The organism is Allobosea sp. 10L417, assembly GCF_056395485.1.
On sequence record NZ_JBFTJP010000004.1, the window covers coordinates 43,910 to 64,111 of the forward strand.

The following is a 20,202-nucleotide window of genomic DNA, read 5'->3' on the forward strand; positions in this document are numbered from 1 at the left end:
AATCGGAGCGGGTCGGCATCCGCAGATCGCGTGCGAAGATTACGGGAGCGTTGCCCATGGACGAGGCGGTGACGGGGCGCTCAAACGCCCCGCGCGGGAAGCCCGACCAACCCCGGCGGCCCTCGCACCGGGTCAGCAATATTGCGCCGCAGCAGGAGTTGTCAGAGTACGGGTTCGACCTGCTTTCCAAGTTCCTCCACCGGTGGAATCCGGCCGGCTTCGAACCAATAGGCCGCCGCCGCGCGCGACATCGCCCCGCCGTCATGGCCGATCCCCGGCACCGTGATCAGCTGCCAGTTGCAGGGCACGCCAAGACGCGCGGCCTCGGCCCGGGCGAAGTCGAGCATGAAATGGGCGCGGCCATAGCGATGCGGCCCCTGAGCCAGCGCCTCGGCCTGCGCCGGCAGGTTGGGATCGTCGGTGACGATGTCGCGGTCCCCGGCGAAGAGCATCATCGGATAGGCGAGCCAGCGTGTGAGCGCACTACGGTCGAGATCGAGCCCGCCGAGCCCTTCCGGAAAGCGCCGATCGAACGTCGGCAGCGTGTACCAGCCCGGATTGGAAGCCATCGCCGCCGCGAAGAGCTCACCGCCCTCCGTCGCCAGCATCCGGTGCACGAACTGGCCGCCGGCCGAATGGCCGAAAATGCGGATGACGGGGCTATCAATCACGCCGCCGGCCCGGAGCGCATCCAGCACGCGCTCGGGCACCGCGTAGAGCCACTGCTCGCGCGGAGCGATGGCATCGTCAGCGGAGACGACCAGACCGTTGTTGTAGCCTTCGGCTTTGGGGAAATGCTCGTCGGGAAAGGTCGGCGCGACGATCAGCAGATTGTGCTTCTCGGCCGCATCGATCCAGAAATCCCTGTAGTCGTCGCCGTTGCGCATCATGCCGTGCTGCACGACGATGACCGGGTCGTTCGGCTGGTGGCGCTCCGGGCGGTAGAAGTTGACAACCAGCGGCCTGTCCGGATGGCGCCGGTCGATGAAGGGCAGCGCGCTGCGCCCAACCGGCGGGTTGAGGGTGGTGGTGGTCATGCGGCCTCCGGAGCCTTGTGCAGATGACATGCGGCGCTGCGGCCGGGCGCGATCTCGGTGAGCTTCGGCCGGACCTCGCGGCAAACCGGCATCGCCTGCTCGCAGCGCGGGTGGAAGGGGCAGCCGGGCGGCGGTGCCAGCGGTGACGGCAATTCGCCCTTGAGCGGCTGGAAGGCGCGCTTGCGCCGCGCCGCCGAGGGGATCGCGGCGATCAGCGCGGCGCTGTAGGGATGCGCCGGTTCTGCGAAGACCTCCGCCGCCCGCCCAACCTCGACGATGCGGCCGAGATACATGATCGCGACCCGGTCGCTGATATGGCGGACGAGGCCGAGGTCATGGCTGACGAAGAGATAGGTCAGCCCATGGCGCTCGCGCACATCCATGAACAGGTTGACGACCTGCGCCTGGATCGAGACGTCCAAGGCCGAAACCGGCTCGTCGCAGACGAGGAAATCCGGCTTCACGGCCAGCGCCCGCGCGATGCCGATGCGCTGCCGCTGCCCGCCCGAGAACTGGTGCGGATAGCGCTCGCGATAGGCGAGATCGAGCCCGACCTCGCTCAGCGCCCGGTCGACCGCCCCATCGATCTCCGCCTTGGGCAGGAGCTTGTGGACGCTCAGCGCCTCGCCGACGATGCGGCTGACCTTCATGCGCGGATCGAGCGAGGCGTAGGGGTCCTGGAAGATCATCTGGACCTTCAGCAGGAAGTCGAGTCGCTCCTTGCCCTTCAGGCCAGCCACCGGCCGCTGCTCGTAGACCACCTCGCCGGTCGTCGGCTTCAGGATGCCGGTGACGACGCGCGCCAGCGTGGACTTGCCGCAGCCGGATTCGCCGACGAGGCCGAGCACCTCGCCGCGCTTCACGCTGAGATCGATACCGTCGACGGCGCGCAGCACCGGCGGTGCCTTGCCGCGGCCGGTCGCCATCAGGATGCGCTCGGCCAGCGTCGGCTTGCGGCGGAAATGCTTGGTGATGCCCTTGAGCTCGATGATCGGGGCGCTGGTTTGGGCATTCATGCCGCTTCTCCCACCGGCACCGGATTGTGGCAGCGGAAGCTGCGGGCGCCCTCCCCCACCGTTTCGGGATCGCGCTCGGCGCAGACCGGCTGCACGCGCAGGCAGCGCGGCCGGAACGGGCAGCCGCTCGGGCGCGCATCGATGCGCGGCGCGACGCCGTCGATCTGGTTCAGGCGCTCGCCAGGCGCGACATTGGCGGCCGAGGAGTTGAGCAGGCCGAGCGTGTAGGGGTGGCGCGGCGCATCGAGAACCTGATCGACCGGGCCGATCTCGACGACGCGGCCGGCATACATCACTGCGACCCGGTCGGCGAGCTCGGCCACAACGGCAAGATCATGGGTGATCCAGAGTACGGCCGTGCCGGTCTCGCGGGCGAGCTTCTGGACCTCGAACAGGATCTGGCTCTGGATGGTGACGTCGAGCGCCGTCGTCGGCTCGTCGGCGATGATCAGGTCGGGCGCGTTGAGCAGCGCCGTCGCGATCGCGACCCGCTGGCGCATGCCGCCGGAGAATTCGTGCGGGAACTGTTTCAACCGCGCTTCCGGCGAGGAGATGCCGACGCGCGCCAGCGCCTTCGCCGCCTCGGCCAGCGCCTCCATTCGGGTGCATTGACGATGCTCCAGGATCGCCTCGCTCATCTGCTCGCCGATGCTGAGCACCGGGTTCAGCGTCATCAGCGGGTCCTGGAAGATCATCGCGATGCGGTCGCCGCGCAGATCGCGCAGCCGCTCTTCAGTCGCGTTGCGCAGATCCTCGCCGTCGAAGCGGATCGCGCCAGAGACGATCTCGCCGGGTGCATCGATCAGCCGGACCAGCGAGAAGCCGGTCACCGACTTGCCGGAGCCGGACTCGCCGACGAGCCCCAGCACCTCGCCGCGCGCGACGCTGAGATCGACACCGTCGACGGCAGGCCAAGCACCGTCGAGCGCATGGAAGACGGTCCTGAGACCGCGGACATCGAGCAGGGCGTTGGTCATGAGCGCACGTTGAAGCTGCGGCGCAGCCGGTCGCCGACGAGGTTGAGCGAGACGATCAGCAGCACCAGCGCGATACCCGGGAAAACCGCGATCCAGTATTCGCCCGAGAGCAGGAACTCGAAGCCGTTGGCGATGAGCAGGCCGAGCGAGGGCTGCGTCACCGGCACGCCGACGCCCAGGAAGGAGAGCGTCGCCTCCAGCGTGATCGCGCTGGCAACGCTGATCGAGGCGACCACGAGCACCGAGCCGACCGAGTTCGGCAGCAGATGCGCGATCATGATGTGCCGGGTCGGCAGGCCGAAATTCAGCGCCGCCTCGATATACTCCTTGCGCCGTTCCACCAGCGCGGAGGCGCGCATCAGCCGGGCATATTGCGCCCATTGCACCAGGACGATGGCGAGGATGACCTTGTCGACGCCGCGCCCGATCGAGGCGAGCAGCACGAGCGCGACCAGGATCGACGGAAAGCCGAGCATGAAGTCGACGACGCGCATGATGACGGCATCGACGGCTCCGCCGAACTGCGCCGCGAGAAGCCCCGCGGAAATCCCGATGAAGAGTGCGCCGAGCGTCGCCGAGAGGCCGACCATCAGGCTGGTGCGCAGCCCGTAGAGGATCGCGCTCAGCATGTCCCGACCCTGCGACTCCGTGCCGAGCCAGTAGGTCATGCCGTTCATGCTGGTCTCGCCCGGCGGCAGGCGATTGTCCATCACGCTGAGCGCGGCGAGATCGTGCGGGTTCTGCGGCGCAATGACCGGCGCCAGCAGCGCGAGAAGAACCATGATGCCGAGCAGGATCGCGGCACCGCGCGTCGTCGGCCGGTTGCGGATGCGGCGGAGCACCCTCTCCCGCAACGGTGTGTCGGCATAGGCGGGAACGGCGGGCGCCTTGCTTTTTGCGCTCATGCCATCTCTCCCGTCAGCTTCACCCGCGGGTCGAGCGCGGCATAGAGGATGTCGACGAGGAAGTTCACCGTGACGAAGAGCAGCGTCGCCAGCAGCACATAGGCGACCACGACCGGCCGATCGAGCTGGTAGACCGAGTCGATCAGGAGCTTGCCCATGCCCGGCCAGGCGAAGACCGTCTCGGTGATGGTGGAGAAGGCGACGAGGCTGCCGAACTCGATGCCGACCACGGTGACGACCGGGATGAGGATGTTGCGCAGCACATGCCGGCCGACAATGCGCCGGGGACGCACGCCCTTGGCGCGGGCATATTTGACGTAGTCCTGGGTCATCGTCTCGGTCGTGCCGGCGGCGACGAGGCGGATCATCAGCGCCATGTTGGGAATGGCGAGGTTGATCGCCGGCAGCGCCAGATGCTTGAGCCCGTCCAGCGTCAGCAGGCTGGTCTTGAAGCCGAGGATGGATACCGTCTCGCCGCGCCCCGCCGTCGGCAACCAGCCGAGCAGCACGGCGAACAGCAGGATCAGCATCATGCCCTTCCAGAAACTAGGCAGAGAAAAGCCGAGGATGGTGCTGCCGAGGATGATGCGCGAGGGACGGCTCTCCGGATCGAGCCCGGCATAGAGGCCGAGCGGCACGCCGGTCACGATCGCCAGCGTCATCGCCAGCAGCACGAGCTCGAAGGTCGCGGGCAGACGGGCGAGGATCAATTCGATCGCCGGCACGCCATGGACGAAGGAGCGGCCGAGATCGCCCTTCAGCGCATTGCCCATAAAGACGAAATATTGCTGCCAGATCGGCAGGTCGAGGCCGAGGCGCCGGATCAGCGCCTCGCGCTCGGCCGAGCTGGCCGAGGGCGAGACCAGAAGCTCGATCGGATCGCCGATGCCGTAGACGGCGAAGAAGACGACGACCGAAACCGCGAGCAGCACGAGCGCGCTCTGGATCAGCCGTTGCAGGACATAGGCGGTCATGGCTGAGACCGGCTCCGCTACATGTTCCGAACGGGCGGTCCAGCAGACCGCCCGTCATTTTTGGGGTGATCGGCGAGGCCTACTTGGCGGCCGGCCTGACTGACATCGCCAGCATGTATTGATCGGCGCGGCCGGTGACTTTGAGGTTCGACTTGAAGGCCCAGACGCCGCTCTCGAAGTGCAGCGGGATGAAGGCGCCGTCGGCGAGCACGAGCTTGCCGGCCTCCTGCAGCAATTCAGCGCGCTTGGCGTCGTCGAGCGTGGTGACGGCTTCGCGGATCACCTTGTCGAACTGGTCGTTCTTGTAGCCGCCATAGTTCGAGCCGCCTAGCGTCTTGGTCTCGTTGGGGGTCGGCGGCCACTGGCGCAGGAAGGACGCGGCCTCGCCGGTGCCGGAGCCCCAGCCGCCGAGCGCGGCGCTGAATTCCTTCTTGGCACGGCGCGGGAAGTAGATCGCCCGCGTCATCGCGTCGACCTCGGTCTTGATGCCGATCTGGGTCAGGTACTGCGCGACCGCCTGGGTGATCTGGCTGTCGTTGATGTAGCGGTCATTGGTGGTCGACAGGGTGAGCTGGAAGCCCTTGGCATAACCGGCCTCGGCCAGCAGCTTCTTGGCCTGCGCGGGGTCATAAGCCAGCTTCGGCGGGTTCGGCAGCGTGCCGAACATGCCGGTCGGCAGATACTGGTAAGCCGGCTCAGCCGCGCCATCCATGATGCGCTTGACGATGGCGTCGCGGTCGATGGCGAGCGACATCGCCTTGCGAACGCGCGCATCCTTCAGCGGGTTCTTGCCATCCTCGGCCTTGACGAATGGGCTCTGGTCGCGGGCGACGTCGAGCTGGAAATAGATCACGCGGGTCGAGGGCGTGATGACGTGGCCGAAGCGCTTGTCATCCTTGATCCGGCCGAGATCGCGCGCGGCCGGATTTTCGATCACGTCGTAATCGCCGGCGAGCAGGCCGGCGAGGCGCGGCCCGGCATTGGTCACCGGCAGCAGACGCACCAGCTCCCAGGGCTCGGCCTTGCCCCAATAGGTCGGGCTGCGCTCGAGCTCGATCGCCGAGCCCCGCACATAGGATTTCAGCTTGTAGGGGCCGGTGCCGATGGCGAGCGAGCCGTCATTGAAGCCGCTGACGGTCGGCCAGGGCCCCGTCACGCCGCAGTTCTTGGCGATGTCGTAGCTGATCGGCCCGTGCTCGACGATGGAGGCCGAGAGGATGGGAAGCGCCGAGAGCAGGTTCGGCAGCAGCGGCTCCGGATTGATGGTGTTGATGACTAGCGTCTGCGGATCGGGCGACTCGACCGAGGCGAAATTCCCGGTGACGTCGGCAAAAGAATCCGACACCTTGGTCTCGTTCTTCAAGGTGCGGCAGAAGGTGAAGACCACGTCCTCGGCGGTAAACGGCTTGCCATTGGAGAACTTCACGCCGTCGCGGAGCTTGAAGGTCCAGCGGTTCTTGCCGTCGTTTTCCCAGGAGGTGGCGAGGCTCGGATGGAGCTTCTGCTTCTCGTCCTGGGCGACGAGCGAGTCGAAGATGTGCTGCGCCAGGGCGTTGTTCGGGGTGAGGTCGTGGTAATGCGGATCGACGGCGGTCGGCTCGGAAGCCAGCGCGATGCGCAGGGTTTGCGCCGAAGCCGCCGTGGCGGACAGGCACGTTGCGGCGAATGCCGCGACGAACAGGGATTGACGCATGATGGTATCCGCTCCCGCTTGTCGTTTTGACAGGTTTATTTTCGTCGGGTAGCAAACATGAAAATTTTTGAACGTCAACAGGGCGGAGGCACATGTCCCAGGGCCTGAGGCCTTCGACGGATCTCTCGAACCGGATCGCGCAGATCTACCCCTCCCTCAGCAACGGCCACCGCCGCGCGGCCGATTTCGTGCTGCAGCACCCGCTCGACGTCGCGACGATGACGATCGAGGGGCTGGCCGAAGGGAGCGGCACCTCCAACGCGACGGTGACCCGCTTCGTCCGGGCGCTCGGCTATGGCGGCTATGGCGAGTTTCGTGGCGCGCTCTCGGCCGCGCTGAAATTCGCCCATGCTCCGGTCGACAGCTTCGCCGGCGCCCGCTCGGCCGCCGGCTCGACCTTCGCGACCGTCGAGGCTGCTCTTGCCGACCAGGCCGCCAATCTGCAGGCGGCCCGCGAAAGCCTGACCGAGGAAGCCGTGACGCGGGCGGTCGAACTGCTGCTCAAGGCCCCGCGCGTCTTCATCGCCGCCTCGGGCGCGAGCCACCACGTCGCTTCGTTCCTCGAAGACGGGCTGGCGCTCTATCTCGGCGCCGATGTGATCTTCGCCTCCGCACGCACCGGCCCGGAGCGCGCGGTCCGCCACATGATGTCGGCGCGGCCGGACGATCTCCTGGTGGCGATCTCCGTCCCGCGCTACTCGCGCTCGACGCTGGATCTGGCGAGCTTCGCCAAGAAGCGCGGCGCGAAACTGCTGGCACTGACCGACGGCCCGACATCGCCGCTCGCGTCGATCGCCGATGTCACGCTCTTCGCGCCGGCGCGCAGCCGCCTGCTGCCCAACTCCCCCACGGCCGTCTTCGCGATCGCGGACGCCCTGATCGCCGCGGTCGCTCGCGAGCGGCCGGACGCCGTCGAGGCGCTGAAGGAATTAAGCGAGAGCCTGCTCTGGACCTTTCACCAGTAGCAGCACGAGCATTTTCAAGCGAAGTGGATACCGGTTCTCGTGAAGAAAATGATATAAAACAAAGGCCTGAGCATTTCCGCGCTTCGAAGAAACGCGGAAATGCTCTAGCGGGCCGCGTCAGCCCGTTTCGGACGACCCCGGATCGGAATCCAGCATCTGGCGCCAGCCGGCATGCAGGACGGACGGATCTTCGCGGTCGACCCCGTAGGTATTCAGGACGTGATGGAGATCGTTCATGCGGGCGATCAGCTCCGGGCCCTGACGCAGCCCGACCATGATCATCAGGATCTCGATGGCGATGAGCTGGACGACATAGGCGTCCGTTCCGACCAGCATGGTCGCATCGCGCGGCACATCCATCGGCAGGACGATGTGGCCGAGTTCGGCGAGCGGCGTGCGCGCCTGCGTCAAGGCGATGATCGTTGCCCCGCGCGCCCGGCCGACCTCGACGGCGCGCAGTAGCGCCGGCATGCGGCCGACGAAGGAGATCGCAACGAGCACGTCGGCCGAGGTCAGGGTCGCGGCGGCGACGAGCTGGAAATGGGCGTCGGAGAAGGCGTTCGCCGTCAACCCGAGGCGGAAGAGCCGCGCCTGCAGGTCCTGCGCCAGGAAATGCGAGGTCGCGCCGGTGCCGAGACAGTCGATCCGGCGCGCGCGCTTGATCGCGGCCGCGGCCCGGTCGAGCTCGGCCGGGTCGAGCCGGCGCTGCCAGTCGGCGATCACCGTCGTCATGCTGCCGGTGACATTGCGCACCACGTCAGCCGCGGTCTCGCCGACATGCACGGAGCGATGCAGGAAGGGCGCGCCCAGCGCCAGCGCCCCGGCGAGCTTAAGCTTCAGGTCCTTGAGGCCCTCGCAGCCGATCGCCCGAGCGAAACGCACGATCGTCGGCGCACTGACTCCGGCGCGCGCGGCGATATCCTCGACATTGGCCTTCACTGCCCAATCGGGATCGTCGAGGAAGAGCATCCCGACACGCCGCTGGCTCTCGGACATCTGGCCGAGGCCGGCGCGGATCGCGCTGAGGATGTCGGAGGCTCCGACCGTCTCCTCAAACCCTGCGGCCCTCGCCATGGGATCGGACTCGCCGGTCATGTCCGGTGAGCTCCGCCGAAACTGGCCTTGCGGATACCTGTCGTTCCGATCCTCACCCGCCGCGCGAGATCGCCGCAGGCCGAAGGGAAGAGCGGAACATCGGGCATCACAGAGCCTTTCTGAGGCGCGGATCGAGCATATCGCGCAGCCCGTCGCCAAGAACTTGCAACGACAATGCCACGAAGACGATGGCGAGACCCGGGAAAGCGACGATCCAGAAGGCATCGTCGGCATATTGCTGGCCGGAGGCGATCATGGTGCCCCAGGTCGGTGTCTCCGGCGGCACGCCGGCGCCGAGGAAGGACAGCCCGGCTTCCGCCAGCACCGCATAGGCGAAGATGAAGGTCGCCTGGACCAGCACGGGCGAAGCGATGTTGGGCAGGAGATGCACCGCCAGGATACGCGGCGTCGAGACGCCGATCGAGCGGGCCGCCTCGACGAAGGGCAGCTCGCGCACGACCAAGGTCGACGCCCGGATCACGCGCACGACGCGCGGCGTATAGACGATCGACAGCGCCAGGATGACGTTGCCGGCCGAGGCCCCGAGCACCGCGACGAGGAAGATCGCCAGCAGGATGTCGGGCAGCGCCATCAGCGCATCGACGAGGCGCATGATCGGCGCATCCAGCCGCTTGAAATAGCCGGCGATCAGGCCGAACGCGGTACCGACCGTCACCGAGATCGCCACCACGGCAAAGCCGATGCCCAGTGAGGCCCGCGCGCCCCAGACGATGCGCGAGAAGATGTCGCGGCCGAGCTCGTCGGTGCCGAACCAGTTGACCTCGCTCGGCGGGCGCAGGCGCCGCGCCACCCGCATCGCGCCGGGATCATAGGGCGAGATCCAGGGCGCGAGCACCGCAAGGACGAAGGCCACCGCGAGCACGAAGGCAGCGACGAGCACGAGCTTGCGCCGGAACAGGCTGCGGAGGAAAGCCATCACGGGAGAGTTCATCGTCGCTCCCTCAGTAGCGGACACGCGGATCGACGAGCGTGTAGATCAGGTCGATCAGGAGGTTGATCAGGACATAGATCGCGGCGACCGCCAGCAGCGCGCCCTGAATCACCGGATAGTCGCGCCTCAGCACGGCCGAGACGACGAGGTTGCCGATGCCCGGCAGCCCGAACACCGTCTCGGTCACGATCGCGCCGCCGATCAGCAGTGCCAGCGTCAGGCCGAGCACGGTGATGACCGGGACGAGCACGTTGCGGAAGGCGTGCCCGAGCAGGACGCGCCGCTCGGACAGCCCCTTCGCCCGCGCCGTGCGCAGGAAATCGGCGTCGAGGATGTCAAGCATGCTGGCGCGGGTGAAGCGCGTGATCAGCGCGGAATTGACGACGCCGAGCACCGCCGACGGCAGCAAGAGGTGCTGGAGCCGCTCAGTGAAGCTGGCTTCCGGCGATCCGTAGCCGGCGACCGGAAACCAGCCGAGCTTGACCGCGAAGAGCTGGATGAAGATCAGGCCGAGCCAGAAGCTCGGGATGTTCGCGGCCAGCATCGCAAGCCCGCTCACGGTCTGGTCGACCGGGCGTCCGCGCCAGACCGCCGAGGCGATGCCGGCGGGGATGCCGATCGCCGCAGCGATGGCGAGCGAGAACGTCGCTAGGAAGAAGGTCGGCTCTGCCCGCTCCAGCAGCGCCTGCGTCACCGGCCGCTGCAGGAAGATCGACTGGCCGAGATTGCCGCTCGCGACCTCCTTCAGCCACAGGAAGAATTGCAGCAGCAGCGGCTTGTCGAGGCCATAGGCGGTCCGCAGCCGCGCGATGTCCTCGGCCGTCGCCTGCTCGCCCAGCATCAGCGCCGCCGGATCGCCCGGTGCCAGCCGCGTCAGGAAGAAGACCAGCGCGGCGACGATGAAGAGCACGAGCAGCAGGCCGGCGAAGCGGCGTCCGATATGCGCGAGCATCCAATACGCTCCGTTGGCCAAATCGGCGTGTCTGAAAATGGCCCCGGCGCGGGCTCTGCCGCGCCGGGGCCGACTAGGGCCGGTAGCTCCAGCGGCTACTTGGTCAGGCCGACATTCCAGAAGGACGGCCACGGCATCGCGGCGTAGTCGGTCATCTTGGCCGAGGCGCCGGAGAGCGCGCCGAAATTGCCGGCGCGGATATAGGGCACCTCGTCATAAACAACCTGCTGGACCTTGCCCCAGAGCGCGCCGCGCTTGGCCGGGTCCGGCTCGGCGTTGAAGGCGGTGAGCGCGGCTTCCTTGGCCGGGCTCGACCACCAGCCCGGCGCGCCTTCGCCGAGCTGCGGCGGGGAGAGCATCGGCTCGGGCAGGAAGGCCGAATGGGTGATGTAGATGTCCCACAGCGCGGGATCACCGCGGCGCTGGATCAGCGTCGCCCAGTCGACGACGTCGAGCTGAACCTTGAAGCCGGCCGCCTTCAGCTGCTCGGCCATGACAAGCGCCATGCGGTGATGGAAGTCGTACTGCTTCGAGTTGAGGATGCGGATCGGCGTCCCGTCATACTTGGCCTCGGCCAGCAGCTTCTTGGCCCCGGCGGCGTCAGCCTTGCTGTACTTGTCCTTGCCTGCCTCGGAGAAGAAGGGCGAACCCTTCGGGAAATGCTCGGCAGCGGTCGCGAAGAACTTCGGCTCGCCGAAACCGGCCATCAGCACCTCTTCGAGGTCGAGCGCCATCTGGAAGGCCTGGCGGACCTTCAGATCGGCCATCGGGCCCTGCTTGGTGTTGGTCGGAAAATAGGGGAAGCCGAAGGGCATGGTCAGCATGGCGCGCGCCGCGCTCGCCCCGGACAGCTTCTTGAAGCTCTCGACCGCGAGCTGGTCGGAGAACTGGTACTGGCCGGCGATGACGCCCTCGAGCCGGGTATTGGCGTTCGGCACCGGGATGAAGCGGAGTTCGTCGATCTTGGCCTCGCGCTTGCCGGCATAGCCGGAAGCCGGCTCGCTGCGCGAAGCATAGCCCTCGTGCTTCACCAGCACGACGAACTGGTCGGGCTTGCGCTCGCGGAACTTGTAGGGGCCTGTGCCGACGAACTCGGTCAGCGGATTGGCGATCGTCTCCTTCGCCATGATCGCAGCGAAGCCAGACGGCAGCGCCAGATGCGCCAGCAGCGCCGGCTCTACCTTGTTCAGCACGATCTCGACCGTGCTCGGCCCCTTCGCGGTCAGGCTGGCGAGGCTCTTCGCCAAGCCCTTGCCGCGCGGCGTCATGTCGAACCAGCGCTTCAGCGATGCCACCACGTCCTCGGAGTCGAGGTCGCGGCCATTATGCAGCTTCACGCCCTTGCGCAGCTCGATCGTGTAGGTCTTGCCATCGGCCGAGACGGCCGGCAGCGCGGCCGCCAGCATCGGCTGCGTCGCCCAATTGGCGTCGAAGGTGAACAGCGGCTCGTAGACATGCTGCATGATCGTGCCGACGAGATCGGCGGTCGACGCCATCGGATCGAGCGACTGCGGCTCACCGACCATGGCGAGGTTCGCGCTCGAAGCGGCCTGGGCCCAGGCCACAGCAGGAGCCAGCATGGTCGAGCCCGCAAGACCGGCGGCAAGGCCGCCCAGGCCACGGCGCGTCAAACCGGCGCGAGAGAAGGAATCGTTGTGCATCGTCACTCCCCGGATGAAACCGCCCTCGGCGGCATTATGAAATTTTATTACTGATAACGATATTCGACACTGCCTCGCGTGGCAAGATGGTGCATCGATCGCTCTCGACAAACTCCGACACTGTCGGACTTTGTAGACGAAACTCATCCGCACACGCCGCCGTAGATATGTAATTTAATTCCCGCAAGCTGTCGCATTCGACCCTTACCGCGCTTCGAAGCGAAAGCACGAGCGCTGAAGCGATCAGTCCGCACCGATGCGGGCAGCGGCGAAGCGTTTGCGCAGCCAGCTCGCGGCCGGCCCGCAGGGACGCTGCTTGTGCCAGACCATTTCCAGCGCGACGGGCAGGTCGAAATTGTCGAACTGGAGATCGGGCATGGCGAGATCGGCGGCGACCGGCGAATGCTCGATCACGGAGCTGGAAACGAAGGCCCAGCCGATGCCCTGCTTCACCAGCTGCAGGATGACCCAGTGGCTCTCGACCCACCAGACCTCCGCCGCGACGCGCAGGCGCTGCTTCTCCGGCCCGTCGCCGCGCGCCGCGACAAGAATTTGCCGGTGCCGCTTGAGATCCTCCCAGTCGACGCGGGTGCCGGCCAGCGGATGCTCCTTGCCGCAGACGAGCTTGATCGGCACCCAGCCGACCGTCTGGAAGCCGAGCTCGGCCGGCAGCACCTCCTGCCGCCACATCACCCCGATATCGGCCTGCCCGGCCAGGACGAGCTGGCTGACATCCTCCATCAGCGGGAAAAGCAGCTCCAGCTCGACATGCGGGAACTGCCGGGCGAAATCCGCGAAGAGCGCACCCAGCAGATGTTCCGGATAGAGCTCGTCGATCGCGACCACCAGCCGGTTCTCGACATGCGCCTCAAAGCCGCTGGCGACGCCGAGCAGATGCTCCCGCCGGTCAAGGATCACCCTCGCCTCGCGCAGCAGCCTCTCGCCGGCCGCCGTCAGCACGGGGTTGCGGCCGGCACGGCTGAACAGCACGATGCCGAGATCCTCCTCCAGATTGGCCACCTGCGTACTGATTGCCGACTGCGCCTTGCGCAGGACCCGGCCCGCCGCCGAGAAAGAGCCGTGCTCGGCCGCCGCGACAAAGGCTTCCAACTGCTCGAAGGAGACACTCATCTATCTGCAATCCAGATAATACCCAACTTGAGATGCTCAAATTTGGCGATAGAAGACCGGGCGTCAACGAGAACAACGGGTTTTTGAATGTCGATGCGCTCCTTTCCCGACAGGGTTCGCCACACGGTCTTGTTCGAGGTGATCGGACTGGCTCTGGTGATTCCCGGCGGCGCCCAGCTCTTCGGGCTGCCGGCGACGCATATGGGCGTGATCGGCGTCGGCTCGGCCACCGTCGCGACGATCTGGAACTTCTTCTTCAACCTCGGCTTCGATCACGCCATGCACCGGCTGGTCGGGCACACGCAGAAGAACATCCCGGCGCGCGTCCTGCATGCGCTGCTCTTCGAGGGCGGCCTTCTCCTGCTGCTCCTGCCGCCGATCGCCTGGTATCTCGGCATGGGCCTGTGGGAGACCTTCCTGATGGATCTCGCGATCGTGATTTTCTACGTGGTCTACGCCTTCCTGTTCAATCTGGCCTATGACCGGGCATTTCCGATCCCGGGATCTGAGCGGCTGGCCGCCGCCTGAAGCCGGTAGCAGATGGAACACGCCGACATTGCGCGAAGGCCGTGCCAGTTGCGTCACGGCCATAGACATTCTCCCACGTTCGTATTCTGATCGCGCCGGAAACTTTGGACCGGTCTAACTGTGGCGCCGCCGGCACCGAGGCAGCCGGAACACCGGAGCGAACGCTGAGGCCACAAGCCTCGCCCAGGGAGGACAGATGACGCGCAAGATTTACGACAGCCCCGCCGCGGCGCTGGAGGGGCTGCTTTTCGACGGCATGACGATCATGTCCGGCGGCTTCGGCCTGTCGGGCAATCCCGAAAGCCTGATTCCGCAGATCCGCGATTCCGGCGTGAAGAACCTGACGGTGATCTCGAACAATGCCGGCGCCGACGGCTTCGGCCTGTGGATGCTGCTGCAGACCCGGCAGATCAAGAAGATGATCGCGTCCTATGTCGGCGAGAACAAGCTGTTCGAGCAGCAATATCTCGCCGGTGAGCTCGAACTGGAGCTCAACCCGCAGGGCACGCTGGCCGAGCGCATCCGCGCCGGCGGCGCCGGCATCCCGGCCTTCTACACTAAGACCGGCGTCGGCACCGTCGTCGCCGAAGGCAAGCCGATCGAGGAATTCGAAGGGCACCTTTATGTCCGCGAGACCTGGCTCCGGGCCGACCTCGCCATCGTCAAAGCCTGGAAGGCCGACACCGCCGGCAACCTCGTCTATCGGAAGACGGCGCGGAACTTCAATCCGAACATGGCGACCGCCGGCAAGGTGGCGGTGGCCGAGGTCGAGGAGATCGTGCCGGTCGGCTCGCTCGATCCCGAGGCGATCCACACGCCGGGCATCTACGTCGACCGCGTCATCAAGAGCACGATCAACGAGAAGCGCATCGAGAAGCTGACCGAGCGCAAGAGGGAGGCGGCATAATGGCCTGGACCCGCGAAGAGGTCGCCGCCCGCGCGGCCAAGGAGCTGAAGGACGGTTTCTACGTCAATCTCGGCATCGGCATTCCCACACTGGTGGCGAACTACATCCCCGAGGGTGTGGACGTCACGCTGCAATCCGAGAACGGCCTGCTCGGCATCGGCCCCTTCCCCTATGAGGGCGAGGCCGATCCCGACCTGATCAATGCCGGCAAGCAGACGATCACGACCCTGCCGAGCTCCAGCTTCTTCTCCTCAGCCGATAGCTTCGCGATGATTCGCGGCGGCCATATCGACCTGACCATCCTCGGCGCGATGGAAGTGTCTGCGAATGGCGACATCGCCAACTGGACCATCCCCGGCAAGATGGTGAAGGGCATGGGCGGCGCGATGGACCTCGTCGCCGGTGTCAAGAAGGTCATCGTCGTGATGGATCACGCCAACAAGGTGGGCGAATCCAAGGTACTGGAGCGCTGCTCGCTGCCGCTGACCGGCGCGGGCGTGGTCGATCTCATCATCACCGACCTCTGCGTCCTGAGCTGCGACAAGGAGAATGGCGGTGGCCTCACCCTGATCGAGCTCGCCCCCGGCGTCACCCTCGACGAGGTCAAGGCCAAGACGGCGGCGCCCTTCACTGTGGCGCCGAGCCTCGCCAAGGCCGCGTGAGCGGGTTCCTCCGCTCGAGGCCGGCGACCACCGAAGCCATGCTGGCCGTGTTCTCGGACGCGGCCACGCTTCGGCACGCGCTCGCCTTCGAAGCCGGACTCGCCCGTGCCGAGGCGGTGGAAGGGCTGATCGGCCCCGATGCAGCCGGCGCGATCGCCGCGCTTTGCGCGGAGATCGCGATCGACCCTGCCGCGCTTGCCGAGGAGGCAGCGCTGGCCGGCACGCTGGCGATCCCGCTGGTGGCACGGCTGCGCGCCGCCTTGACCGGCGAGGCCGCCAAGGCCCTCCACAAGGGCGCCACCAGCCAGGATGTCGCCGATACCGTACTGGCCTGCCAGATCCACGCCGCCAGCAATCGGCTCGGCGGCGATCTCACGCGTATCGCGACGGCGCTCGCCGCACTCGCACAACGCCATGCCGAGACCCCGGCGATTGGCCGCACGCTGTTGCAGGACGCGCTGCCGATCGGCTTCGGTCTGCGCATCGCACATTGGCAAGCCGGCATCGTAGAAGCCGCCGCCCGCCTGAACCGCGAGGTCGAAACCGGCGCAACGCTGCAATTCGGCGGCGCCGCCGGCTCGCGCGCCGGTCTCGGCGGCAAGAGCGCAGCCGTCTCCGCCCGTCTCGCTGCCGCACTCGGCCTGCCCGATTCCCCGCCCTGGCATGCACGCCGCGGCGGCATCGCCGGTATCGCCACGGCGCTGGCCATCATCATCGGCGCACTCGGCAAGATGGCACGCGACGTCTCGCTCCTGGCCCAGAACGGCGTCGGCGAGGCCCGCGAGCCGGCGATCCCCGGCCGTGGCGGCTCCTCCGCCATGGCTCATAAGCGCAACCCCACCGGCTGTCAGGTCGCGCTCTCCGCCGCCCTGCGCGCTCCCGGCCTCGTTGCCGGCATCCTCGCCGGTCTCCCGGCCGAGCAGGAGCGTGGTCTCGGCGGCTGGCAGGCCGAGGGTCCGGCCCTGGCAGAGCTTTTTCTGCTCGCGGCAGGCGCGGCCGGCGCCATGGCGATGGTCGCGGAAGGCCTTGAGGTCGACGAAGCCGCCATCGCCCGTAATCTCGCGGCCGCCGGCCTCGGAACCGATATCGGCGAGAGTCCGGCACTCGTCGCCGCATTGCTCGCGCAGAACGACTAAGGGACGAACGATGCCTTTCGCAGCAAGCAGCGACGCCCGCATCTATTGGAAGCTCGAAGGCACGGACGACAAGCCGGCCCTCGTCCTGCTGAACTCGATCGGCACCGATCTCGGCCTCTGGGACGCGGCTATGCCCGCTCTCCTCCCCTCCTTCCGTGTCCTGCGGCTCGACACCCGCGGCCATGGCGCCTCCGACGCGCCGAGCGGCGACTACACGCTCGCCCAGTTGGCCGGAGATGTTGCTGCGGTGATGGACGCAGCCGACGTGGACAGAGCGGCAGTCGCCGGCGTCTCGCTCGGTGGCATGATCGCCATGGAGCTCGCGCTCACCCGGCCGGAGCGGGTTGCGGCGCTGGCACTGATCTGCACTTCGGCAACCATGGACAAGGCGGCATGGCAGGATCGAGTCGAAAAGGTCCGCGCCGGCGGCACAGCGGCGATAGCCGATCTCGCCATGCAGCGCTTCCTCTCGCCGGCTTTCGCCACAGGCCAGCCGGCAGTCGCTGAGAGCGTCCGGCGCGGTCTCATCGCCATGAACAGCGAAGGCTATGCCGGCGCAGGCGCCGCCATCCGCGACATGGACCTGATCGGCCGGCTCGCCAGTCTCTCCTGCCCGACGCTCGTCGTCGTCGGCGATCGCGACGCCTCCACCCCCTTCGCCGGCCATGGCGAGAATCTCGTCGCCGCGATCCCGGACGCGACCCTCGAACGGCTCGACTGCGGCCATCTCGCCCCGCTCGAGGCGCCCGCTGCCCTGGCCGGTGCGCTGCGTGCCTTCCTGTCGCCCGGCCCCGATGCGGCCGGCGCTGCAGAAACCCTGTTCGAAGCTGGCCTGAAGAACCGCCGGCGCGTCCTCGGCGACGCGTGGGTCGATCGATCGCTCGCCAATCGCACGCCATTCAATGCCGAGTTCCAGGCGATGATCACCCGCATCGCCTGGCAGGAAATCTGGAGCCGCCCCGGCCTCGACGACCGGACGCGGCGCCTGCTCGTCCTCGCCATCACCGCGAGCCTCGGCCGCTGGGAGGAATTCCGCTTGCATGTCCGCGCCGGGCTGACCCGCGGCGGCTTCACCGCCGACGATCTCAAGGAGGTGCTGATGCAGACGGCGATCTATGCCGGCGTGCCCGCGGGCAACACCGCCTTTGCCGAGGCTGCCGCGGTGATGAAGGAAATCGAGGCCGCGGGCTGACCGGCGTCAGGGCGTCGCCCGATAGTCCGAGGGCGACAAGCCCGCGCGTTTGGCGAAGAAGCGCGAGAAATAGGCCGGGTCGGAAAATCCCAGGCGGAACGAGATCTGCGAGATCGTCATCGCTGTGTAGACGAGATCGCGCCGCGCCTCGATCATCAGCCGGTCCTGGATGACGCGCGCCGCCGAATGGCCAAGCAGTTCCCGGCAGCTGCGTGACAGATGCGGCACCGAGGCGCCCAGCGCGCGGGCGTAGTCCGTGAGCGCGTCATGGTGCTGGAAGCGCGTCTCGACCTGCTCGACGAAGCGGCGCACCAGCTCGGCCCGTGCATCCCGCGCCGGCTCGGCAACCGCGCGTGCGCCCCGCATCGCCCGCACGAACCAGGACGCAATCAGGTCGGCATAGGCGCCGAGCGAGAATTCCCGCACCGGCAGGTTCGCCGCGAACTCGCTCATCGCCAACCGCATCGTGGCGTCGAGTGCGGCGAACTGCGCGCTCCCGACCGGCACATGCAGCACCGCTGCCGCACCGAGCAGTGCGTGCGCCTCCGGTTCGTTGCCGAACAGGCGCTTCAACGATGTCGCGGCCGCGCTGGCAACAAAACCGTTGGTATCGTCGAGGAAGGCAAACTCATGGATCGTCGACGGCGGCAAAAGCAGCACCGATCCCGGCGCCAGCTGGTGCTCGCGACCGTCGACCCGCGTCCGGCCGCCGCCGTCGGTGACGAGGAAGAACTGGAAGAGATCGTGATGCAGATGCGGCTGGATCGTCCAGCCATGCAGCGAGCTGCGCGCCACGATCGGTTCGATATGCAGCGCGTCGGGGAAGCGATCCGTCAGGCGCTCGCCATAGAGCCAATAGGCGGGGACGCTCCTGCCGGGCATGCTTTCCTCAGGATCGATTTGTCCAAGACAATGCGCGAATCCTCCATTCCGTCAATCGCCTTGCGTAGGATATCCTTCGACCACGGATCGAACGGTGCAAATCGACGCTCCGTGGGAGGTCAAAAAGAATGCGAACGCAGGTCGCCATCATCGGCGCCGGGCCTGCCGGCCTGCTGCTTGGGCAGCTTCTGTCGCGTGCCGGCATCGACAACGTCATCCTGGAGCGGCGCAGCGCCGATTATGTGCTGTCACGCATCCGCGCCGGCGTGCTCGAGCAGGGCATGGTCGATCTCCTGCACGAAGCGGGCGTCGGCGAGCGGCTCGATCGCGAAGGTCTCGTCCATGACGGCTTCGCGCTGGCCTTCCGCGGCACGCTCCACCGCATCGACCTGAAGGAGCTCAGCGGCGGCAAGACGGTCACCGTCTACGGCCAGACCGAGGTGACGCACGATCTCATCGACGCCCGCCAGCGGCTCGGAGGGACGACATTCTACGAAGYCGAAGATGTCGCACTGCACGATTTCGGCGGAACCTCGCCGCGCGTGACCTTCCGGGCGAACGGCGAGGCCAAGGAGCTGCATTGCGACTTCATCGCCGGCTGCGACGGCTATCATGGCGTGTCGCGTCGCTCTGTCCCGGCCGATGCGCTGCAGATTTTCGAGCGCGTCTATCCCTTCGGTTGGCTCGCCCTGCTGGTGGACCGTCCGCCGGCAGCACACGAACTGGTCTATGCCAATCACGAGCGCGGCTTCGCGCTGTGCTCGATGCGTTCGGCCGAGCGCAGCCGCTACTACGTCCAGGTTCCGCTGGAGGAGCGGGTCGCGAACTGGTCGGACGATGCCTTCTTCGACGAGTTGCGCCGGCGTCTCCCCACAGGGATCGCCGATTCCGTCGTGACCGGTCCCTCGCTGGAAAAGAGCATCGCGCCGCTACGCAGCTTCGTCGCCGAGCCCATGCGCTTCGGCCGGCTCTTTCTCGCCGGAGACGCCGCCCATATCGTGCCGCCGACCGGCGCCAAGGGGCTCAATCTGGCGGCGAGCGATGTGCGCTATCTCTTCGACGCCCTGCGCGAGCACTATCGCGATCATTCGGATGCCGGCCTCGACGCCTATTCGGCCCGCGCACTTGCACGCGTCTGGAAGGCGGAACGCTTCTCCTGGTGGATGACCAATCTGCTGCACCGCTTTCCCGAAAAGGACGGCTTCGACCGACGCATTCAGGAGGCCGAGTTCGATTACCTCACGCATTCGCGGGCGGCGGGCGTCACCATCGCGGAGAACTATGTCGGCCTGCCCTATTAGGGCCGGGTTCGCCCAGCACCTCAGCAGGATCATCTTCATTTTTAGCCCCGGAAGGACGAAATCATCTCCAGCCAGCCTCAGTTCGAGGGTTTTGAGTTCCGGACGGCGATGGGCATTGCCCTCGCGCGAAAAATTGCGTTGGTGACAACAAGAGTCGGGCGCCGCAGCGCAGCGATCCGGCCAGGAACGAACGGCAAGAGTTGTCGCACCGCGCGAAAAGGCGGCCGCGGCAGAGG

The 20,202-nt window shown here is 66.9% G+C and carries 19 protein-coding genes; 7 read left to right on the top strand and 12 right to left on the bottom strand.

The annotated features are described in order from the left end of the window. Positions 1-161 precede the first annotated feature (161 nt). The 6 genes from AC1DE3_RS12570 to AC1DE3_RS12595 form a co-directional block, all read right to left on the bottom strand. Entirely contained in the window at positions 162-1,037 is an 876-nt protein-coding gene (locus AC1DE3_RS12570; RefSeq protein ID WP_476796859.1) for an alpha/beta hydrolase family protein, read from the bottom strand. Then, positions 1,034-2,053, bottom strand: coding sequence for an ABC transporter ATP-binding protein (locus tag AC1DE3_RS12575; protein ID WP_476852415.1), 1,020 nt, complete (start codon positions 2,051-2,053; stop codon positions 1,034-1,036). The genes AC1DE3_RS12570 and AC1DE3_RS12575 overlap by 4 nt, the downstream gene beginning before the upstream one ends. Beyond that, positions 2,050-3,030, bottom strand: a complete 981-nt coding sequence (locus tag AC1DE3_RS12580) for an ABC transporter ATP-binding protein (protein WP_476796861.1) — start codon at positions 3,028-3,030, stop codon at positions 2,050-2,052. The genes AC1DE3_RS12575 and AC1DE3_RS12580 overlap by 4 nt, the downstream gene beginning before the upstream one ends. Further along, positions 3,027-3,935 (bottom strand): ABC transporter permease, encoded by a 909-nt coding sequence (locus AC1DE3_RS12585; RefSeq protein WP_476796862.1) that lies wholly within the window; start codon positions 3,933-3,935, stop codon positions 3,027-3,029. The genes AC1DE3_RS12580 and AC1DE3_RS12585 overlap by 4 nt, the downstream gene beginning before the upstream one ends. Further along, on the bottom strand, positions 3,932-4,909 hold the full coding sequence (locus tag AC1DE3_RS12590; protein ID WP_441511820.1) for an ABC transporter permease: 978 nt from the start codon (positions 4,907-4,909) through the stop codon (positions 3,932-3,934). Before AC1DE3_RS12590 ends, AC1DE3_RS12585 begins: the two co-directional genes overlap by 4 nt. 79 nt (positions 4,910-4,988) lie before the next feature. Beyond that, positions 4,989-6,602, bottom strand: coding sequence for an ABC transporter substrate-binding protein (locus tag AC1DE3_RS12595; protein WP_476796863.1), 1,614 nt, complete (start codon positions 6,600-6,602; stop codon positions 4,989-4,991). Positions 6,603-6,694: 92 nt separating this feature from the next. Here AC1DE3_RS12595 and AC1DE3_RS12600 point away from each other — a divergent pair, with 92 nt between their 5' ends. Then, a complete protein-coding gene (locus AC1DE3_RS12600; RefSeq protein ID WP_476796864.1) occupies positions 6,695-7,567 on the top strand; it encodes a MurR/RpiR family transcriptional regulator in 873 nt (290 codons plus the stop codon). A gap of 117 nt (positions 7,568-7,684) precedes the next feature. On the opposite strand, the gene AC1DE3_RS12605 is transcribed toward AC1DE3_RS12600, so the two are convergent. The 5 genes from AC1DE3_RS12605 to AC1DE3_RS12625 form a co-directional block, all read right to left on the bottom strand. After that, positions 7,685-8,662 (bottom strand): MurR/RpiR family transcriptional regulator, encoded by a 978-nt coding sequence (locus AC1DE3_RS12605; protein WP_476796865.1) that lies wholly within the window; start codon positions 8,660-8,662, stop codon positions 7,685-7,687. Between the two features lie 106 nt (positions 8,663-8,768). Beyond that, positions 8,769-9,614, bottom strand: coding sequence for an ABC transporter permease (locus tag AC1DE3_RS12610; protein WP_476779422.1), 846 nt, complete (start codon positions 9,612-9,614; stop codon positions 8,769-8,771). 10 nt (positions 9,615-9,624) lie between these two features. Further along, a complete protein-coding gene (locus AC1DE3_RS12615) occupies positions 9,625-10,566 on the bottom strand; it encodes an ABC transporter permease (protein ID WP_476796866.1) in 942 nt (313 codons plus the stop codon). Between the two features lie 95 nt (positions 10,567-10,661). Continuing rightward, positions 10,662-12,227 (bottom strand): ABC transporter substrate-binding protein, encoded by a 1,566-nt coding sequence (locus AC1DE3_RS12620; RefSeq protein WP_476852416.1) that lies wholly within the window; start codon positions 12,225-12,227, stop codon positions 10,662-10,664. A 243-nt stretch (positions 12,228-12,470) separates the two neighbouring features. Next, entirely contained in the window at positions 12,471-13,358 is an 888-nt protein-coding gene (locus AC1DE3_RS12625) for a LysR family transcriptional regulator (RefSeq protein WP_476796868.1), read from the bottom strand. 87 nt (positions 13,359-13,445) lie between these two features. Here AC1DE3_RS12625 and AC1DE3_RS12630 point away from each other — a divergent pair, with 87 nt between their 5' ends. From AC1DE3_RS12630 to pcaDC, 5 genes are all read left to right on the top strand, one after another. Beyond that, a complete protein-coding gene (locus AC1DE3_RS12630; RefSeq protein ID WP_476779426.1) occupies positions 13,446-13,886 on the top strand; it encodes a PACE efflux transporter in 441 nt (146 codons plus the stop codon). A gap of 196 nt (positions 13,887-14,082) precedes the next feature. Further along, the gene (locus AC1DE3_RS12635; protein WP_476796869.1) at positions 14,083-14,793 is read left to right on the top strand and encodes a CoA transferase subunit A; all 711 of its coding nucleotides are present in this window, start codon (positions 14,083-14,085) and stop codon (positions 14,791-14,793) included. Next, the gene (locus AC1DE3_RS12640) at positions 14,793-15,455 is read left to right on the top strand and encodes a 3-oxoacid CoA-transferase subunit B (RefSeq protein WP_476779427.1); all 663 of its coding nucleotides are present in this window, start codon (positions 14,793-14,795) and stop codon (positions 15,453-15,455) included. Before AC1DE3_RS12635 ends, AC1DE3_RS12640 begins: the two co-directional genes overlap by 1 nt. Then, positions 15,452-16,591, top strand: coding sequence for a lyase family protein (locus AC1DE3_RS12645; protein WP_476796870.1), 1,140 nt, complete (start codon positions 15,452-15,454; stop codon positions 16,589-16,591). The genes AC1DE3_RS12640 and AC1DE3_RS12645 overlap by 4 nt, the downstream gene beginning before the upstream one ends. A gap of 10 nt (positions 16,592-16,601) precedes the next feature. After that, positions 16,602-17,783, top strand: coding sequence for a bifunctional 3-oxoadipate enol-lactonase/4-carboxymuconolactone decarboxylase PcaDC (gene pcaDC, locus AC1DE3_RS12650; RefSeq protein WP_476796871.1), 1,182 nt, complete (start codon positions 16,602-16,604; stop codon positions 17,781-17,783). A 6-nt stretch (positions 17,784-17,789) separates the two neighbouring features. Here pcaDC and AC1DE3_RS12655 read toward each other — a convergent pair whose 3' ends face one another. Continuing rightward, entirely contained in the window at positions 17,790-18,665 is an 876-nt protein-coding gene (locus tag AC1DE3_RS12655) for a helix-turn-helix domain-containing protein (RefSeq protein ID WP_476796872.1), read from the bottom strand. A gap of 128 nt (positions 18,666-18,793) precedes the next feature. Between AC1DE3_RS12655 and pobA the strand changes: the two genes are divergently transcribed. Further along, entirely contained in the window at positions 18,794-19,966 is a 1,173-nt protein-coding gene (gene pobA / locus AC1DE3_RS12660; RefSeq protein ID WP_476852417.1) for a 4-hydroxybenzoate 3-monooxygenase, read from the top strand. The last annotated feature ends 236 nt before the right edge of the window (positions 19,967-20,202 follow it).

Excerpts from the sequence above, each read along its gene's own strand:
- AC1DE3_RS12615 (WP_476796866.1), bottom strand. The coding sequence starts at position 10,566 with ATGCTCGCGCATATCGGACGCCGCTTCGCCGGCCTGCTGCTCGTGCTC.
- AC1DE3_RS12605 (WP_476796865.1), bottom strand. The coding sequence starts at position 8,662 with ATGACCGGCGAGTCCGATCCCATGGCGAGGGCCGCAGGGTTTGAGGAG.
- AC1DE3_RS12595 (WP_476796863.1), bottom strand. The coding sequence starts at position 6,602 with ATGCGTCAATCCCTGTTCGTCGCGGCATTCGCCGCAACGTGCCTGTCC.
- AC1DE3_RS12635 (WP_476796869.1), top strand. The coding sequence starts at position 14,083 with ATGACGCGCAAGATTTACGACAGCCCCGCCGCGGCGCTGGAGGGGCTG.
- AC1DE3_RS12575 (WP_476852415.1), bottom strand. The coding sequence starts at position 2,053 with ATGAATGCCCAAACCAGCGCCCCGATCATCGAGCTCAAGGGCATCACC.
- AC1DE3_RS12625 (WP_476796868.1), bottom strand. The coding sequence starts at position 13,358 with ATGAGTGTCTCCTTCGAGCAGTTGGAAGCCTTTGTCGCGGCGGCCGAG.
- AC1DE3_RS12570 (WP_476796859.1), bottom strand. The coding sequence starts at position 1,037 with ATGACCACCACCACCCTCAACCCGCCGGTTGGGCGCAGCGCGCTGCCC.
- AC1DE3_RS12590 (WP_441511820.1), bottom strand. The coding sequence starts at position 4,909 with ATGACCGCCTATGTCCTGCAACGGCTGATCCAGAGCGCGCTCGTGCTG.
- AC1DE3_RS12630 (WP_476779426.1), top strand. The coding sequence starts at position 13,446 with ATGTCGATGCGCTCCTTTCCCGACAGGGTTCGCCACACGGTCTTGTTC.
- pcaDC (WP_476796871.1), top strand. The coding sequence starts at position 16,602 with ATGCCTTTCGCAGCAAGCAGCGACGCCCGCATCTATTGGAAGCTCGAA.
- AC1DE3_RS12580 (WP_476796861.1), bottom strand. The coding sequence starts at position 3,030 with ATGACCAACGCCCTGCTCGATGTCCGCGGTCTCAGGACCGTCTTCCAT.
- AC1DE3_RS12610 (WP_476779422.1), bottom strand. The coding sequence starts at position 9,614 with ATGAACTCTCCCGTGATGGCTTTCCTCCGCAGCCTGTTCCGGCGCAAG.
- AC1DE3_RS12640 (WP_476779427.1), top strand. The coding sequence starts at position 14,793 with ATGGCCTGGACCCGCGAAGAGGTCGCCGCCCGCGCGGCCAAGGAGCTG.
- AC1DE3_RS12585 (WP_476796862.1), bottom strand. The coding sequence starts at position 3,935 with ATGAGCGCAAAAAGCAAGGCGCCCGCCGTTCCCGCCTATGCCGACACA.
- AC1DE3_RS12600 (WP_476796864.1), top strand. The coding sequence starts at position 6,695 with ATGTCCCAGGGCCTGAGGCCTTCGACGGATCTCTCGAACCGGATCGCG.
- AC1DE3_RS12655 (WP_476796872.1), bottom strand. The coding sequence starts at position 18,665 with ATGCCCGGCAGGAGCGTCCCCGCCTATTGGCTCTATGGCGAGCGCCTG.
- AC1DE3_RS12620 (WP_476852416.1), bottom strand. The coding sequence starts at position 12,227 with ATGCACAACGATTCCTTCTCTCGCGCCGGTTTGACGCGCCGTGGCCTG.